The sequence below is a fragment of the uncultured Campylobacter sp. genome (assembly GCF_938030145.1).
Lineage (GTDB): Bacteria > Campylobacterota > Campylobacteria > Campylobacterales > Campylobacteraceae > Campylobacter_B.
Map to the genome: position 1 here is coordinate 1 of NZ_CALHGM010000023.1, position 16,434 is coordinate 16,434.

Sequence of the window (16,434 nt, forward strand, 5' to 3'; positions counted from 1 at the left end):
CTAAGCTTCGCGCGCGGATCATTGATTTTGAGGGTATCTCGGATATCGTGCCGCATAAATTTGACGAATTTTTTTGCGCGCTGGGCACGACGATGAAGCAGGCGGGCTCGCGCGAGGCGTTTTTACGCGTGGATGTGGACTACGTCTATGCAGCGGCGAAGTGGGGCAAAGCAGCGGGCGTACGGCGCTTCGTGCTCGTATCAGCTCCGGGTGCGAGCGAAGGTTCGCTAAGCTTTTATCTGCGCGCTAAAGGGCAGATCGAGCGGAACGTGAGCGAGCTTGGCTTTGACAGCCTTCAGATCGTCCGTCCGCCGCTAATCCTCGGCGAGAGATTCGACACTCGCCCAATAGAGCAGATCGCGGCAGCGGTTTTTAAACTGCTGCCCGCCTGTGCGTTCGGTAAATTTAGACCGCTTAGCGGCGCAAGTAGTGTCCGCTACGAGCGTGATTTTTGGCTCAAAATCCTATAAAAATTCGCTCATTTTTTCTCTTTATTTTGTTTGATCTCCTCAAGACTTAGACCGCTTTTACCGATGCTGTCCATACCGAGCGTTTCGATCATTATGAGTATTGCGGCTGGGTCTTTGCCTAATACGCGTGCTAGCGTGTCCGTAATCTCGGCGATAATTTGCTTTTTTTGCTCTTTTGTAGGCTCTGGAGCGGCTACTTTTATATTTACGAATGGCATTTTCTCTCCTTAAATTTGATAAAGTAGAGCTAATTATATCAAATTTTAGACTGTTACCCGTCTCGCTTGCGTTCTAAAATTTAAGTAGATATATTAGAATTTAACTTTAAATTTGATTTAAAGCTAGTATGATTATTATGTGATTCGGTAGTAGTAAAATTAGTTAAATTTACCCAAAAGGAGCGAATATGCGTAAGAATTTTTTCGGTTCTATCGTTTTGGCTGCGGCCTTGGTGGGCGGCGCGTTTATAGTGGTGCCGCAGACGGCGAGTGCGGGCGTTTTGGCGCATCAGGTAAAAACCCAGGGCGAGCTTGGCTCGGTGTTTATCAACCCCTACGACGTGGCGCCTCTAACCGCCGTCATCGATCGCGCGGGCAAGGATATTAAGGATGTCCACGTGCGGGTGCTGGGTAAGCCAAACGGCGGCATTGACATCGCCTATAACGTCTCCGAGCATGCGCTGCTAAATCACGACGGCGTGCCGATCTGGGGGCTGTATCCGGACTATCTAAACGAGGTTGAGGTGAGCTACGTTTTTAACGGCGAAAAGAAGCTCGAAAAGTATAAAATTTACGCTCAGCCGATCGTGACGTATAGCCGCGATTATAGATTTAGCCACATGCAAAAGATGAAGGTTAAAAAGGTCGATCCCGCGTTTAAAAACAGGCTCTACCTCATCAATAATACGATCACGAGCGTCTATAAGCCGCTTGATTGGAAAAACGGCGGTGCGGCTAGCTGGAATGATTTCACCGAAAATTTCGTCGTCGATACGCAGGGCGAGGTCAGATGGTATCTGGACTATCAGAAATTTTACGATCGCAGCGAGCGTAGGGTGATGGACGGGGGCATGATGATGGGCTTTCATCAGCTGCCAAACGGCGATCTGAGCTGGGGTATGGCGCAGCGATATATGCGCTACGATATGATGGGCAAGGAGGTGTATAATCGCGAGCTACCGCGCGGCTACATCGATCTTAGCCACGAAGTTATGCCGCTAAAAAATGATCACTTGCTGCTTCGCGTCGGTAAATACAACTACCACCACGCAGACGGCAGACTCTCGCACACGATCAGAGATCACATCATCGAAGTGGACGGTAGCGGCAAGGTCGTGGACGAGTGGGATCTGAATGAAATTTTTGGCAAAAACGTCTACCGCAGCAACCTCATCAAAGCTCTTGACGCTCGTGCCGTGTGCCTAAATATAGACATGGACGCCAAAGAGATCAAAATCAGCGACGATCTGCCTTTCGGCGACGTGACCTCGACCGGCACGGGACGCAACTGGGCGCACGTAAATTCCATCTCATATGACCCTAGCGACGACGGCATCATCCTCTCGCTTCGCCACCAAGGTATCGTTAAGATCGGCCGCGACAAAAAGGTAAAATGGATCCTCGCATCGCCTGAGGGCTGGAGCGCGGACTTTAAAGAAAAAGTGCTAGTGCCCGTGGATAAAAACGGCAACAAGATCAAATGCGAAAACTCAAAATGCGAGGGCGATTTCGACTGGTCGTGGACGCAGCACACCGCGTGGCTCACTCCGCGCTACGATAACAAGGGCCCAATCAAGCACATCAGCGTATTTGACAACGGCGACGGCCGCGGTATGGAGCAGCCTGCGCTAAAAGAGCAAAAATACTCACGCGCGGTCGAGTATAAGATCGACGAGCAAAAGGGCACGGTCGAGCAGACGTGGGAGTTTGGCAAGGAGCGCGGATTTGATTTTTACAGCGCGGTTACTAGCGTCGTGGAGTGGCAAAAGGATAAAAGCACGTACTTCATCTCAAGCTCGAATGTCTATCTGCTAAAGCCCGATAAAACGATCAAAATGGTACTTGTGGAGATCGATCCAAAAACTAACGACATTAAATTTGAAATGGACGTGGAGTCTGCATCGAGAGACGACGTAGCCTACCGTGCGATGGTGATCGATCCGAATATATTTGATTATTAAAATTTCGCGATAGGTTGGAATTTGGCTTTTAAATTCCAACCTGTCGCTTTGGTGCGGATAGAATTTTGCAAATTAAGCGCGAAATTTTAAATTTTTATATAAGATGAATTTTTTAGCAAAGGAGCTAAAATGGAATTTGTAAGCTTAAACGATGGCAATAAGATGCCTATTTTGGGATTTGGCGTATTTCAGGTAGATCCGAAAGAGACGCAAAGATGCGTTGAGGATGCGATCTCGGTCGGCTACCGCAGCATTGATACGGCAAAGGCGTATTTTAATGAAGAAAGCGTGGGCGCAGCAATTAAGACGGCTCTTGCAGGTGGGTTAAAGCGCGAGGAGCTGTTTATCACTACTAAGCTTTGGATCAGCGACGCAGGTGAGGAGCGCGCGCTAAAGGCCTTCGATGCGTCGATGAAAAAGCTAGGGCTTGACTACCTCGACCTTTATCTCATTCATCAGCCATATGGCGATATTTACGGCTCGTGGCGAGCGATGAAACGTTTGCGCGATGAGGGCCTTGTTCGTTCTATCGGCGTTAGCAACTTCTACGCTGATCGGATCGTCGATCTGTGCGAAAACAGCGGCGTCATCCCTGCGGTAAATCAGCTTGAGTGTCATCCATTTTTTCAGCGTGAAGCGTTAAAGCGCACGCTTGAGGATTACGGCATAGCATTTGAATCGTGGGCTAGCTTTGCCGAGGGTAAAAACGATATATTTAAAAACGCCGTGCTAAGCGGTATCGGTGAAAAATACGGCAAAAGCTCAGCTCAGGTTATTTTGCGCTGGTTAATTCAGCGCGGCATTATCGTCATTCCAAAAAGCGTTAAAATCGAGCGAATGAAGCAAAATTTCGACATTTTTGATTTTACGCTTGCGCCTGATGATATGGCTGCTATCGCTGCGCTTGATACAGGCAAGACGCTATTTTTCGACCACGCAGATCCTGAGCGCGTAAAGTGGATAATCCATGCCTTTGACAAGTAAAATTTATTAAATTAAAGCGGATTGCATGCTTTAAAATTAAGCCGCGAGCGTGCAATCCTTGCTATTAAATTTGAGCTTGAGCGAGATCAGAGATAGAGCTTGTGGCGATAAATTAGCCTGCTCGCTCAAGCGGCGTGATGGCGTAGCCTGCTATTTTATATATTTTCTGTGGGAAGCCGCCTTGCCTTTGTCCGCTTTAATCTCAAATTTACCCTTTATTTTATACAATCTTTAAAATTTACCGCGAAGGAATTTTATGAAAATACTTTCTAAATTTATACGAATTTTGGCTACCATTTGTCTGCTTGGCATTGGCGCAAACGCGCTAGAGGAGGGCGTTAATTATCAAGTGCTGCAAAAGCCGCTAAACGTGCCTAAAAATAGCGTCGTTAAAATTTTTAACTACGAGTGTCCGCACTGCTATGCGTTTGATAGGACGGTCACGCCGCAGCTGATGAAGAAGCTTGAGGGGACGGAGTTTTTGCCGTGGCATCTAAAGACCAAAGGCGTATTCGGACAGACCGCAAGCGGCGTATTCGCAGCCCTCATCGTGCTTGACGAAAAGGACGACGTGAGCCTGCTAAGCGATGAGTCAAAATTTAAAAAGGCGAAATTTGCGATTTACAAAGCGATCCACGACAAAAAGGACGATTTTGGCGGCGGCAGTGATAAACAAAGGTTCATCAAAACCGCGCTGGATGCCGCGGGCGTGAGCATGAGCGAATATGAAGCGACGCTTGCCAGCAAAAAGGCGCAGGCTCTGCTCGCGCAGTGGGACGCGGGCTACGAGGTCGCGGTGATTTCAGGCGTGCCAGCGTTCGTCGTGAGCGGCAAGTATCTCTTAAACACGGCTTCGTTCGGCTCCGTCGATGAAATGGCCGTCGCGGTAAAAGAGCTGCTGGCGAAATAGGTCTTGTCGCATTAAATTTGGTCGCGTCAAAGTAAACTTTGTTTTATGCGCCGCGTTAAATTTGGCTGCGAGGCTTATAGTAAATTTTATCGCTAAGCCGCGCGACACGATAGCGACTAAATTTTATGTTTTAAAGGAGTGGATCTCGGCGAGTAAAATTTGAGCTAAAATTTAAAAATTTGACTTTAAATTTGAACATAAAAAATTAAGGTGAAGTATTTTTACGTCAGACGAGGCAGCGGCGAACGAGGCGAGGGAGCGGGTTCGGTCGTCCGTGACCGAAGCCGAGCGAGCCGCTTTCTGCTTGCAGTTGCGAATGTAACGAAGCAAAGCGAAGTATGGTGGAAAAAGACGAGCCACAAAATAAAATTTAACGCCAAATTTGAACGTAGAAATTTCAAAGCGAAGTATTTTTGTCATAGACAAGGCGGATAAGCAAGGGCAAAGGAGCGTATATATAATACGTGACTGCAGCCCGCAGCGAAATCCAACGAAGTATAGGGCAAAAAGACAAGCCGCAAAGTTAAATTTACTCGCCGTTTAGTAAGATGTATCCGCTCTCGCTAATATTTTTAAACCTCACCCCCAGCTCCCGCTTCAGCCTCAGCACGACGTTTTGTATCGCGCCCTTACTCGTTTGCTCGCCCTCATAGACGAACTCCTCGATCATCTCGTAGCTCACGAGTTTGTTTAGATTGTACGCAAAGAGCCAAAAGAGCTTGTTTTGCAAAAATGATAGATAAATTTCCTCGCCGTTTTTGTAGATCTTTTCTTTGGCGAGATTTATGCTCGTTTGCGGGCCCAGGCGCACGAGCTTTTCGCCCTTTTCGTAGGTTAGAGCCACGAGCAGGCGGCAAAGCGCGGCGATATCGACGGGCTTTTTTAGAAATGACGCCGCGCCGTGCTCGATGCTTTTGATGAGGTTGTCGTCGGTGTCGTAGGAGGTAAAAACGATAAATTTTTGCGCGGGTTTGATGCGCATCATCTCCTTCATCATCTCAAAGCCGTTCATCGCGGGCATGTGGATGTCGGTGATGACGATGGCGGGGGCTAGCTTTTTAAAGCGCTCCAGCCCCTCCAGCCCGTCGCCTGCGCCCCAGACGCTTAGGCAGTAGGGCTTTAGCCCGCCTATTAGCAGCTCTTTTGCGATCTCGTCGTCCTCTACGATGAGGACGGTCAGGTCTTTAAGCAGCTTCAAATGCTCTTGCATCTCACTCCTTTAAATTTATCTCAAAGCTTAGCTCAAACGTCGTCGGATCGCCCGCGCTTAGCAGCCTGATATCGCCTGAAAGCTTTTCGTTTGCGAGCTTTTTGCCAAAATACAGCCCGATACCGCTTCCTTGCTTTTTGGTGGTTTTTGGCTGGGTTAAAATTTTATCCCGAAGCTCCTTGTTCACGCCGCTGCCGTAGTCTGTGACGGCTATCTTGCACGTGCCGTTTTCAAATTTAACATCGATAAAAACTTGCCGCTTGGCGATTTCGTCTTTGTATCGCTCCACGACCGCGTCCTTGGCGTTGTGAATGAGGATGAGTAAAATTTGCTGCACGATGCCCATTCGCTGCGTAGCCTCTTCGTCTTTAAACTCGCGCAAACTCACCGCGACGTTTGCCTTGCTAAGCTCGGTGTGCATGAGCTTTAGTAGGTCTTTGATGCAGCGCTGCACGCTAAATTTTTGCGGAGCGTCGCTGCTTTTATAAAAATTTCTAAAAATTTCGATCGTATCGCTTAAAAGCATGGTCGCAGCCTGCCCCTTTTGCAGCATATTTTCTAGCGTCGCGGCGTCTAGCTTGCCGTCTTTTTGCAGCATGAGTAGGCTTGAGATCATCAAATTTAGCGAATTAACCGGCTGAATAAACTGATGATTTATGCCGCTGATTAGCTCGCCCGCCTCGCTCATACGGGCTTTGTGCTTGAGCAGGGCTTCGTAGTCGTCTTGCAGATTTTTGATTTTTGAGTACATAAAGTTATGGAGGAAATTTGCCACCAGTGCTAGCGCCGCGAACGCAAAAAGCAAGATGAGGGCGTTTTTTAGCACGGAGTTAAGCAGCGTTGCAAGCTCCTTTTCGTTATCCGTACCCGCGCCTATAAACCAGTTTAGCGTGGGGATCTCGGCGACGGAGATGAAATTTGAGCCGATATTTAGGCTCGTGATATCCTCGCCCCGCAGGAAAATCTCTTTAAATTTATCCTCGATCTGCTTTTTTAGCGCCGCATCCTTCATCGGCGTTAAAATTTCGCCGCCGTGCGTAACGATGAAGGCGTAAGAATCTGGCGCTAGCTTAAATTTTTCCATATTTTTTAGTATATTTTGCAGCTTCACTACGCCGCAAAGTACCCCCGCAAACGAACTGCCGTCCAGCACGGGCACGCATAAATTTAGCGTCGGCTCGCCCAAGGTTTTATGGCGCTGCATAAAATTTACCGTGGGCGCGAGCGTGCTTTTGGTCTCCTCAAACCATACAAGCCCCGTGCGCAGGCTCTTTGGCATCGCTTCATCGTCGCCCAGCTCCTTGCCGTCCACGAAAATTTCTCCATCCTCGCGCAAAAACTGCAAGGCGTCAAATTCTGCGGAGTTTTCTTTAAAAAGCCGTATGAAGCCGCCGAGCTTTTCGTCGTCTTGCGAGATGCCCGCGTTTTGTATAAATTTAGCCGCGCGCACCAGTGAGTGCAGTCGCTCATCCAGCCAAAACGAGAAATTTCCGACGATATTTTCACTAGCGGCGATCTTGTTTTTATCCGCAAGCGCCGTGATCTGCGCCTTGGCGTCCTCGTAGTTTTTCACGCCCAAAAGCACCACGAAAAGGCTTGCGAAAATGATGATGAAGTAGATTTTAAAATTATGCTCGCGTAAGGCTCTCATACGGCGAGTATAGCAAAATCGGTCTGAATTTAGACCGATTTAAGCTTTTTTGAGGGTTAAAATTTTGCAAATAAACATCGCGGCGAGCACGACGAAGCAGACTCCAAAGCCGATGAGCGTGCAGTCGGCCATCGACATAAATTTGCTTGATGGGATCAGGTACCAGCCGTCCCCATAAAGATCGACTAAATACTTCTGAAAGCCGCTTAGCGTGACGCCCTCGGGCACCAGCGGACTGTCGTAGCCGCAGTCGCCCGTAGGCAAGAACCAATCGGGCGCCCACCGCTCAAGCGGCAGGCCGAACGGATAGTGCGGCTCGGTCGAGCAGCCCTGCACGCCGAACGGATCGTCTCCATGCACGGCGTCGTGGATCTTGGCGAGCTTTACGCTATACATTATGCCCTGGATCGCGCCCCAAAAGGCTAGCAGGTAGCCTACCGCGGCGAGGAGCAAATTTTTAGGATTTATGATCGCGACCAGGCCTCCTAGCGCCATGCACAAAAATGCAAAGCGGATATAGACGCACTGCTCGCAAGGCGGCATATAGACGTAGTTTTGAAACAGCGAGTGCGCGAGGATAACAAGCCCCACGCTCACCGCTATGAGGATCGCCCACGGCAGGCGGCTGTCTGCGAATTTCGCTATTTTTTCCGCAAATTTCATGCTCGCGCCCTATTTTTTAAGCAGCTCTTCTACTAGCTGCGTCATGCCGTCTAGGGAGGTGATGGACTTCGTCATGATGAGGTATTTGCCGTTTACGACAAAGGCCGGCACGCCTTGGATCTTGGCTACGTCGTAGCTCTCGTCCCATTTTTTAAGTAGTTCGGCGACTTTGGGATCCTCTAGCTTTTTTTGATAGTCCGCCTCGCTGATGCCCGCCGCATCAAGCCCTGTCTTTAAAAACGCAGCCTCGTCCTTGCCGTCGCTCCAGCGCTGCTTTTGATCGTGATAGGCCTTGTAGTAGGCAAATTTCGCCTTTTTAAACAGCGAGTTTTCATCTAGCAGGCTCACGCCCTTTTCCTCGTCCATCACGGCTAAAACGGCAAAAATTTTACTTCCGAGCTCGCCGTATTCGCCCTTAGTTTTTAGATGAAACGGTACGTATTTTAGCCCCGCGACCTTTTCTACAACCTTCGGCGTGACGGTTTTGTCGTATTTGTAGCAAAACGGGCATGCGTAGCTAAAGACCTTAACTAGCGTGTTTTGCTCCACGGATAGCGGTTTTTCGAGTTTTACGTAGTCCTCGCCCTCGGTAAACGCAGACGCGCTAAGGGCGCCGAACATCGCTACGGCTAAAAAGCCTTTGCTAAATTTAGAAAGTAGGTTCATGGAGTGCTCCTTAAAATGATTTTGTTTGCGTTAATTTTATATCCTCTCGCCGCCGCAGAACTCACGCTAAGATAAATTTTAGATTAAATTTATAAAATTTCGACTAAATTTTGGCACAAAAGCCAAAATTTGAAATTATTTTTTACAATTAAGCAAGTTTTAATAAACGCGTGATTTTTATGTTAGCGAGGTTGATTAAAATTACGGTATCAAACCAATTCAAAGGAGAATAAGATGAAGCGAACTCTTTCCTCATTTGCGCTAGCTGTGGCGCTTTTAGGCGGTCTAAGCACGGCCGCGCTGGCTATCGGCGGACCTAGCGGCGCACACATCGACTACGGCATCCCGGGCAAGATCGGCGAAGTAGTCGTAAACCCATACGACATCGCGCCTCTAACGGCGGTGATCAAAAACGGCGGCTACACGCTAGCAAACGCCAAAGTTACTATCGTACCAAAGCCGGGCGGTCAGGTTATCAGCTATAAAGTCGCCGACAAACACCTTCGCACGCACGGCGGAATCCCTATTTTTGGACTTTACCCTGACTATCAAAACACCGTCGAGGTCGAGTACGATAAAATTTACAAGGGACAAACCGAGCACATAAAAGAAACCTATAAAATTTATGCTCCAGCGATCTATCTAGAGAGCTCGGGCATGCCGTCTCAAAAGGGCGCGCTGTTTGATAAAATCGAGGTCGTAAAGGCTCCGAGCGCGAAATTTGCCAACCGCCTCTACTACGTAAATAACTTCGTAAATAAAACCGGCAAAGGCACCAAAGTCGTGTGGAACAACCCCGCAGGCGGCGCGATCGAGTGGAACTACAGCCCAAATAACTTCGTGCTAGACACCAAAGGCGAAGTGCGCTGGTATCTAGAACCTAGTAAAATTTACGACCTCAAGCAGCCCTTTAGCGCGGGCGTCATGATGGGCTTTAAGCAAAACGACGACGGCGCGATGACGTGGGGATATGGCCAAAGATACGCCAAATACGACATAATGGGCCGCGAAATCTTTAACCGCGAGCTACCTGCAGGCTACAACGACTTCTCGCACTCTATGGACGTAGCGCAAAACGGGCACTATTTCCTACGCGCGGCAAACGCCAACTATAAACGCGCCGACGGCAAAAACGTCCGCACCGTGCGCGACGTCATCGTCGAGGTCGATCGCGACGGCAACGTCGTGGATGATTTTAGGCTGTATGAAATTTTAGATCCATACCGCGACATCGTGCTAAAAACGCTCGATCAGGGCGCGGTGTGCTTAAACATCGATGCTAAAAAAGCGGGCCACACTGCGAGCTCGGACGAGCTAGCCGCGATGGATACGAACGAAAAATGGGGCGACATCGTGGGCTCGGGCCCTGGACGCAACTGGGCGCACGTAAATAGCGTGGATTATGATCCAAGCGACGATAGCATCATCATCTCCAGCCGCCACCAAGACGCCGTCATCAAGATCGGCCGCGACAAAAAGATCAAATGGATAATGGGCGCGCATAAGGGCTGGAAGGATCAGTTTAAGGGCTACTTGCTCCAGCCGGTAGATAAAGACGGCAAAAAGATCGTCTGCGAGGACGAATACTCAAAATGCCCTGGCTACGAGAGCGAGAAGGGTGGATTTGACTGGCAGTGGACGCAGCACACGGCATTTCGCATCGATAGCAAGTCTAAAAAAGGGCTCGTCTATCTAACCGTCTTTGACAACGGCGACACCCGCGGTATGGAGCAGCCTGCGATGGCGGGTATGAAATACTCCCGCGCGGTCGTTTATAAAATCGATGAGAACGCCAAGACCGTCGAGCAGGTCTGGGAGTACGGCAAACAGCGCGGCAGCGAGTGGTATAGCTCTGTTACTTCGCTAGCGCAGTATCAAGACGACCTAGATAGCGTGATGGTTTACTCCGCGGTCGCGGGCATGCAGTTTGACATCGCCAAAGGTCGCCCCGTCGGCGTGCCTAGCCCTCACATCAACGAGTTTGAATGGGGCGCAAAAGAGCCGTCAATCGAGATAAAAATGACCAATGCGATGGGCTATCAGGCGTTTCCGTTTAGCCTAGAAAAGGCGTTTGAGAAGTAAAATTTAGCGGCCGTATTTCGAGCGCGGCCGCTTTTGTTTTAGATTATGGTCAAATTCTACACATCTACTCGATAGAATTTCATCCCTCGGTACGGCAAAATTTAGCCGAAAACATAGCTCTTTATTCTAGATAAAATTTAATCATCGGATTTGCGATTTCGCACTCTGCTTTTGCTATAATTTCGCTCTGCTAAAATTAATAAGCGTTATTTCGGTATAGACGAGGTAGCGCACGGTTTGGATGAAATTTGCATTCCGCTTGAGGGCGGGGGACGACGGGTATGAGGTTAATGCGCCCAAAGGATATTCGTGCGGCAAGGCGGCGCAGCAAAGGAGAAAGAGTGGAAAAATCTAGAAAAAAGGAACTCAAAAAGCTTGCGGCGTAGCGGCAGCGAGATGCATTTGAAAAGAGCCTGTCTATGAATAGGGCGGAGTTTGAGGGGCTATTTGAGTTCTTGGGCTAGAGCTTGGCGCATCGCGACTGCGACGGCACGCATAGGCTCATACTGGATTTTGCGAGCTCGCCGCGTGCCGAATGAGGCGGCGGTTTTGGACTTTTGCGAGCAAAACGGCGGATATTGCGACCGCGAAGTTCTAAACAACGTGCAAAATTGCTTCGAATTTTAAGGGGCTATGTGCAGAAAGACATGGTTTTGCAAGCATCGTTTCAAAAAGGCGGTGCGTAAAATTTAGTAAAATTTTAGCGGCGCGAGGGCTCAAAAGTAGGGCTAAAACAGCGTTTGCGGTGCGAACTGCCGCCGTGCAATAAGCACAAAGCCCACCGCGCCAAACACGCGGGTCTTTTGTAGAATTAATGCTCTAGTTTTTAAATTTGACGCAAAGGCGGGCAACTCGCCGTCAAAACGGCAATTAAAGCGTAGTGTGACGGGGCTTGTATGGACTTAAGAGCGGTATTGCTCGCTTAATTTAACGATACAAGACGGCGCGGAGACCTGGAGTTTGCCCCCTTAAATTTTATTGCGGTAGCCATCAGGCGGACAGAGATATGTTATGGACGTTTTCATTGAGCGAGCTTGCCGCAGACGCTTTGCTGTGCGACAAGCAGGTTGATTGCAAGATTAGGGGAACTCGTACAAAGCGCTTTTGCGCGAGAGGACTTTGCTGCGGTGCCGACGTAAATTTTATCCGCGCGGCGTTTAAATTTAGCCTAAAATCTCCCCGACGAAAAACAGCGCCGACATCGCAAACGTGCAGAGCGCGACGACCTTTAGCTGTCCGTCGAAGTCGCGACACTCCCGCACCCGCGAAACGAAAAATAGGTGCCTAATAAGCGGCGCAAAGCTAGCTATGTAGAGTAGTTTTACGCCTGAATCTCCGCGCAAAAGCGAGTAGCAAAGCATCAGGCTCGCCCCGCCCGCGATCAGCGCATAGTGGTAGCACTTGGCCGCGCGCAGTCCGATACGCACGGGGATCGTGCGCTTGCCTTTGAGCGCATCGTTTTGTACGTCGCGCATATTATTTAAATTTAGCACGGCGGTGCTTAGCATCCCGCACGCGCACGCAGGCAGCAGCAGCGCCGCATCGAGCGAACGCGCGTATAAAAAGTACGAGCCCAGCACGCTAAGTAGCCCAAAAAACAAAAACACGAAAACGTCACCAAGTCCCTTATATCCGTATGCGCCGGCGCCCACGGTGTAGCGGATCGCCGCGTATATCGACGCGCCGCCTAGCGCTAAAAACAGTAGCACGAGATAAAATCGCTCGCCAAACGCCAAAACGCTCAGCGTGAAGCTGCAAAGCGCTGAAAGCAGCGCCGTAGCGACGATGATGCGCTTCATCTGCTCGGCGCTCATCTGTCCCGTTTGGATCGCGCGGCGCGGCCCCAGCCTACCATCGTCGTCGGTGCCCTTTACCGCGTCGCCGTAGTCGTTGGCGTAGTCGCTTAGCACCTGAAACAGCAGCGTCGTAAGCAGCGCCAGCGCGAAAATATCCGCTCTAAATACGCCCGCGCCGTATGCTGCGCCGCTGCCGAGCAGTACGCCCGAGACGCTAAGCGGCAGCGATCTAAGGCGAGCTGATGCGTAAAAAGCCTTTGCGGTTATCATTTTTTACCTTTTGTTGATTTTTAGAGCTGAATTTACGGCGAACCCGAGATAAAATTTAGCGGAAAAACGCCAAAAATATTATAAATTTAGACTATTCGTAGAGTAAATTTTATTTAAATTCGCCTTTTTAATATAAATAGCGGTAAAATAGAGCCAAAAATTTTAGGAATTGTGATGAAAAAAGTTCTTACCGTTCAAGATATATCCTGCGTGGGCAAGGTTTCGCTGACCGTCGCCTTGCCGATACTAAGCGCGATGGGGATGAGCACGAGCGTGATCCCTACGGCTGTTTTATCGATGCATACGGGCTTTTCGGGCTATACCTTTTGCGATCTAAGCTCTCAAATACGCGCGATTATGGCGCATTGGAAAGACCGCGGAGTGGTATTTGACGGCATCTACACGGGCTTTTTGGGCTCGGCGGCACAGATCGAGATTATGAGCGAGCTATTTGCGAGCTTCGGCGGCGCGGGTAAGACCATTTTGGTCGATCCTTGTATGGGAGATAACGGCGTATTTTATCCTGGCTTTAACGAGGATTTTGCCCGTATGATGGCGCTTCTGTGCGCTCAAGCCGACGTCATTACGCCCAATATCACCGAGGCCTGCGCGATTACAGGCGTGCCGTACCGAGAGGACGCGGATAGGGATTTCATCATGGATCTGCTTGCAAGGCTTCGAGAGCTGGGCGCCAGACAGGTTATTTTAAAGGGCATCGGCTACATCGCCGATCAGTGCGGGGTTTTCAGCTACGATGCGCGCACGGGCAGGACGAACGAGTATTTTCACGAGCTGCTGCCGGTTAAATTTAACGGCACCGGCGATATTTTCGCCGCCGTAGCCTTCGGCGCAATAATGCGCGGCAAGTCGCTGGAAACGGCAGTTCGCATCGCTGCGGACTTCGTCGTCAGCACTATCAAAGAAACGATGAGCGACGAGGAGCGCAACGGATACGAAGGGGTCGATTTTGAGGCAATAATTCCTGAGCTGGTGAGGAAAATCTAAGTTCTAGACGGATTTGGAACTCGCCGCGCGGACAGAGGATTTGTGGCAGAGCTTTAAAATTTTACCGCAAAAGGAAATTTCTAAATTTTATCTGCGGCGTGAAATTTTAAAATTTCAAAATTTATGTGTCGTGTGGGGCATGGAATTTTAGAATTCATGCATTGCGCGGGCTTATAATTTTATCTCCTGCATAGAATTTTAAAATTTGCACCGAAGTAAAGATGTAAAATTTATCACTAGCGCTGAATTCTAAACACAAGGCTACAGCGAATTTATCTGCTTGCGAGCTTGAGTTGCATTTTGAAGTTTTGCGCAAAATATGCTTAAAATTTTATTCCTGCGAGTCGTGCGCCATGCACTTATAAAATAATCTAAAAATTTATGAGTAAAATTTTATATTAAAATCCGTATTTAAATTCCGATTAAAAATCCTGTGAAAATACTATATTTATTTAAAATTTTAATGGCACTAAATTGCAATATCTGATAGCGAAAAATGAGATGATACGGAAAATTTTATGAGATACCAAGCATCAAGACGGTTACACTATAGCGGTTACTATGAGCGGCAGTGATACGGATAAGATAAATACTTACACAGAAAAAGAAGGATTGTAATAGCAAAGACGATTGGAATTTGAATGTGTAAAAAAAGCACTTAATTAAATTTTTCGAAGCATTTGGCGATATTATATGATTTTAAAATTTAAATTAAGAAGGACGACATAGTCGTGAAATTTAAATATGAGCGTCGGGCGCAAAATAGCCGCGGAGTGGATCGGCTAGCTCCGCTAAAAGCGCTATATAAAGGGTAAATTTAAAACGGAGCTTTGCCGAATTAAATTTACCCGATTTGCCTCTCTATGAAATTTATTCGCCCAGGAAGTATTTCAGATCCGCCTGCGCGTCGCCGCTGATTAGGCGAAGGCCGAAATTTTGCACCAAAAAGCCCAAAATTTCGTCGTTGAAAAACTCAGGCACTGTAGGGCCCACGTTGATATTCTTAACGCCCAGGCTAAACAGCGCAAGCAGGATGATGACCGCCTTTTGCTCCATCCACATCAGCACGATCGAGACCGGCAGATCGTTTACCGCGATGCCCGTAGCCTCGCTAAGCGCCAAGGCGATCTTGACCGCGCCGTTGCTGTCGTTGCACTGACCTAGATCGATATAACGCGGAAGCTCGGTGCCGGGCACGGTTCCGAAATCCACGTCGTTGAAGCGGAATTTGCCGCAGCTGGAGGTCAAAATCACGCAGTCTTTCGGCAGGCTAAGCGCCAGCTCGCGGTAATACTCGCGTCCCTTGCCGGGCGCGTCGCAGCCTGCGATGACGAAAAAGCGGCGGATTTTGCCAGATTTGATCGCATCTAAAATTTGCGGCGCGAGGCTCAAAATCGTCTTGTAGTGTCCGCCCGTTACCAAGCTCTCGTCGCTGTCCATACTCACGTCGCCGCATGCGAGCGCGCACTCGATGAGCGGCGTAAAATCGTCGTTTTGGATATGTTTGATCCCGTCTGTGCCCGCGATAGAGTAGCCAAAGAGCCTGTCTGCGTAGCTACAGGACGAGCGAAGCGGCACGATGCAGTTTGTGGTCATCAAAATCGCGCCTTTAAATTCGTTAAAAAGCTTGGTCTGATCGAACCACGCCTTGCCGACGTTGCCTTTTAGATGCGGATACTTGCGAAGCTCCGGGTAACCGTGCGCAGGAAGCATCTCGGAGTGAGTGTAGATATTGATGCCTTTGCCCTCGGTCGCTTTTAACAGCGCCTCAAGAGCGTGAAGGTTGTGTCCGCTGACCAAAATCGCCTTGCCCTCGACCTTGTTTTGGCTAACCTTAACCGGGGTCGGTACGCCGAATTTTGCGGTATGCGCCTCGCTTAAGATATCCATCATCTGCACGCCCGCGCTTCCGACAGCCATCAGCTGCGCGATATGCTCGTCAAAGTTAAAATTTGAGTTTGTCAGCGTGAAATACAGCGTATCCGCCATAACGGTATCGACCGCGCTAGTATCGGCGCCGAGCTCGTGCGCATGATGGCGGTAGGCGCTAAGACCCTTAAGTCCGAAAACCATAGTGTCTTGAAGCAGGCTTAATGTGGAATTTTTGCCACAGGTACCGCGGTCTTGGCCCTTGGCGCCGCAGCCCTCGGGCGCGCTCATTTGGCACTGATGACAGAACATCTCTAGATTGTCGCTCATAGAAATCCTTTATAAAAAATTTAGTTGGTAATTTTAAGATTTTATTTAGGCAAAAAAATTGATTATAATCAAGAAATGGCTAAATTTTATCAAATTTATTTACAAAATGAGAATTTTAAATTTTATAATAAGGTATTCTAGATTGCTTAGAAAGCATAACGAGAAATTAGAATATTAAAAAATTTCTGAAACAAATTTTTATAAAGCCAAGAAAACTTAAAGCTCTTTAAACATCGATAAAATCAGGGGTCTAAAGGAATTTTTGAGTATATATGGCTCCGGATGCTGGATTCGAACCAGCGACCAAGCGGTTAACAGCCGCCTACTCTACCGCTGAGCTAATCCGGAA

15 protein-coding genes and 1 tRNA gene are annotated in these 16,434 nt (G+C 48.7%); 8 read left to right on the forward strand and 8 right to left on the reverse strand.

Going from position 1 to position 16,434, the window contains the following annotated elements:
* The coding region (locus Q0323_RS04940; RefSeq protein ID WP_298052116.1) for an oxidoreductase at positions 1-470 on the forward strand (470 nt) is incomplete at its 5' end.
* An 8-nt stretch (positions 471-478) separates the two neighbouring features.
* Here Q0323_RS04940 and Q0323_RS04945 read toward each other — a convergent pair.
* Positions 479-688, reverse strand: a complete 210-nt coding sequence (locus tag Q0323_RS04945) for a 4-oxalocrotonate tautomerase family protein (protein WP_298052117.1) — start codon at positions 686-688, stop codon at positions 479-481.
* 188 nt (positions 689-876) lie between these two features.
* On the opposite strand from Q0323_RS04945, the gene Q0323_RS04950 reads away from it, so the two are divergent.
* The 4 genes from Q0323_RS04950 to Q0323_RS04965 all read left to right on the forward strand — a co-directional run bounded on the left by Q0323_RS04950 (position 877) and on the right by Q0323_RS04965 (position 4,978).
* A complete protein-coding gene (locus Q0323_RS04950) occupies positions 877-2,649 on the forward strand; it encodes an aryl-sulfate sulfotransferase (RefSeq protein WP_298052120.1) in 1,773 nt (590 codons plus the stop codon).
* 129 nt (positions 2,650-2,778) lie between these two features.
* A complete protein-coding gene (locus tag Q0323_RS04955) occupies positions 2,779-3,633 on the forward strand; it encodes an aldo/keto reductase (RefSeq protein WP_298052123.1) in 855 nt (284 codons plus the stop codon).
* A 256-nt stretch (positions 3,634-3,889) separates the two neighbouring features.
* Positions 3,890-4,543 carry a thiol:disulfide interchange protein DsbA/DsbL gene (locus Q0323_RS04960; RefSeq protein WP_298052125.1) on the forward strand — a complete coding sequence of 218 codons (654 nt, stop codon included), beginning with the start codon at positions 3,890-3,892 and terminating at the stop codon, positions 4,541-4,543.
* A 210-nt stretch (positions 4,544-4,753) separates the two neighbouring features.
* Positions 4,754-4,978 (forward strand): hypothetical protein, encoded by a 225-nt coding sequence (locus Q0323_RS04965; protein WP_298052128.1) that lies wholly within the window; start codon positions 4,754-4,756, stop codon positions 4,976-4,978.
* 94 nt (positions 4,979-5,072) lie between these two features.
* On the opposite strand, the gene Q0323_RS04970 is transcribed toward Q0323_RS04965, so the two are convergent.
* The 4 genes from Q0323_RS04970 to Q0323_RS04985 are packed head-to-tail and all read right to left on the reverse strand — an operon-like array spanning position 5,073 to position 8,733.
* Entirely contained in the window at positions 5,073-5,753 is a 681-nt protein-coding gene (locus tag Q0323_RS04970; RefSeq protein ID WP_298052130.1) for a response regulator, read from the reverse strand.
* 1 nt (position 5,754) lies between these two features.
* On the reverse strand, positions 5,755-7,404 hold the full coding sequence (locus tag Q0323_RS04975) for a sensor histidine kinase (protein WP_298052132.1): 1,650 nt from the start codon (positions 7,402-7,404) through the stop codon (positions 5,755-5,757).
* 39 nt (positions 7,405-7,443) lie between these two features.
* Positions 7,444-8,067, reverse strand: coding sequence for a protein-disulfide oxidoreductase DsbI (gene dsbI, locus Q0323_RS04980; protein ID WP_298052135.1), 624 nt, complete (start codon positions 8,065-8,067; stop codon positions 7,444-7,446).
* Between the two features lie 9 nt (positions 8,068-8,076).
* Complete coding sequence (locus Q0323_RS04985) at positions 8,077-8,733, reverse strand: thiol:disulfide interchange protein DsbA/DsbL (RefSeq protein WP_298052137.1); 657 nt, start codon at positions 8,731-8,733, stop codon at positions 8,077-8,079.
* Positions 8,734-8,967: 234 nt separating this feature from the next.
* Here Q0323_RS04985 and Q0323_RS04990 point away from each other — a divergent pair, with 234 nt between their 5' ends.
* On the forward strand, positions 8,968-10,815 hold the full coding sequence (locus Q0323_RS04990; protein ID WP_298052139.1) for an aryl-sulfate sulfotransferase: 1,848 nt from the start codon (positions 8,968-8,970) through the stop codon (positions 10,813-10,815).
* 435 nt (positions 10,816-11,250) lie between these two features.
* The gene (locus tag Q0323_RS04995; RefSeq protein ID WP_297915975.1) at positions 11,251-11,442 is read left to right on the forward strand and encodes a hypothetical protein; all 192 of its coding nucleotides are present in this window, start codon (positions 11,251-11,253) and stop codon (positions 11,440-11,442) included.
* Between the two features lie 536 nt (positions 11,443-11,978).
* Here the strand turns inward: Q0323_RS04995 and menA are convergent.
* A complete protein-coding gene (menA, locus tag Q0323_RS05000) occupies positions 11,979-12,881 on the reverse strand; it encodes a 1,4-dihydroxy-2-naphthoate octaprenyltransferase (protein WP_298052140.1) in 903 nt (300 codons plus the stop codon).
* A 174-nt stretch (positions 12,882-13,055) separates the two neighbouring features.
* Here menA and Q0323_RS05005 point away from each other — a divergent pair, with 174 nt between their 5' ends.
* On the forward strand, positions 13,056-13,886 hold the full coding sequence (locus tag Q0323_RS05005) for a pyridoxamine kinase (RefSeq protein WP_298052142.1): 831 nt from the start codon (positions 13,056-13,058) through the stop codon (positions 13,884-13,886).
* Positions 13,887-14,756: 870 nt separating this feature from the next.
* Here Q0323_RS05005 and hcp read toward each other — a convergent pair.
* On the reverse strand, positions 14,757-16,085 hold the full coding sequence (hcp, locus tag Q0323_RS05010) for a hydroxylamine reductase (protein WP_298052144.1): 1,329 nt from the start codon (positions 16,083-16,085) through the stop codon (positions 14,757-14,759).
* Positions 16,086-16,358: 273 nt separating this feature from the next.
* Positions 16,359-16,433 (reverse strand) — tRNA-Asn (locus Q0323_RS05015).
* Position 16,434 lies beyond the last annotated feature (1 nt).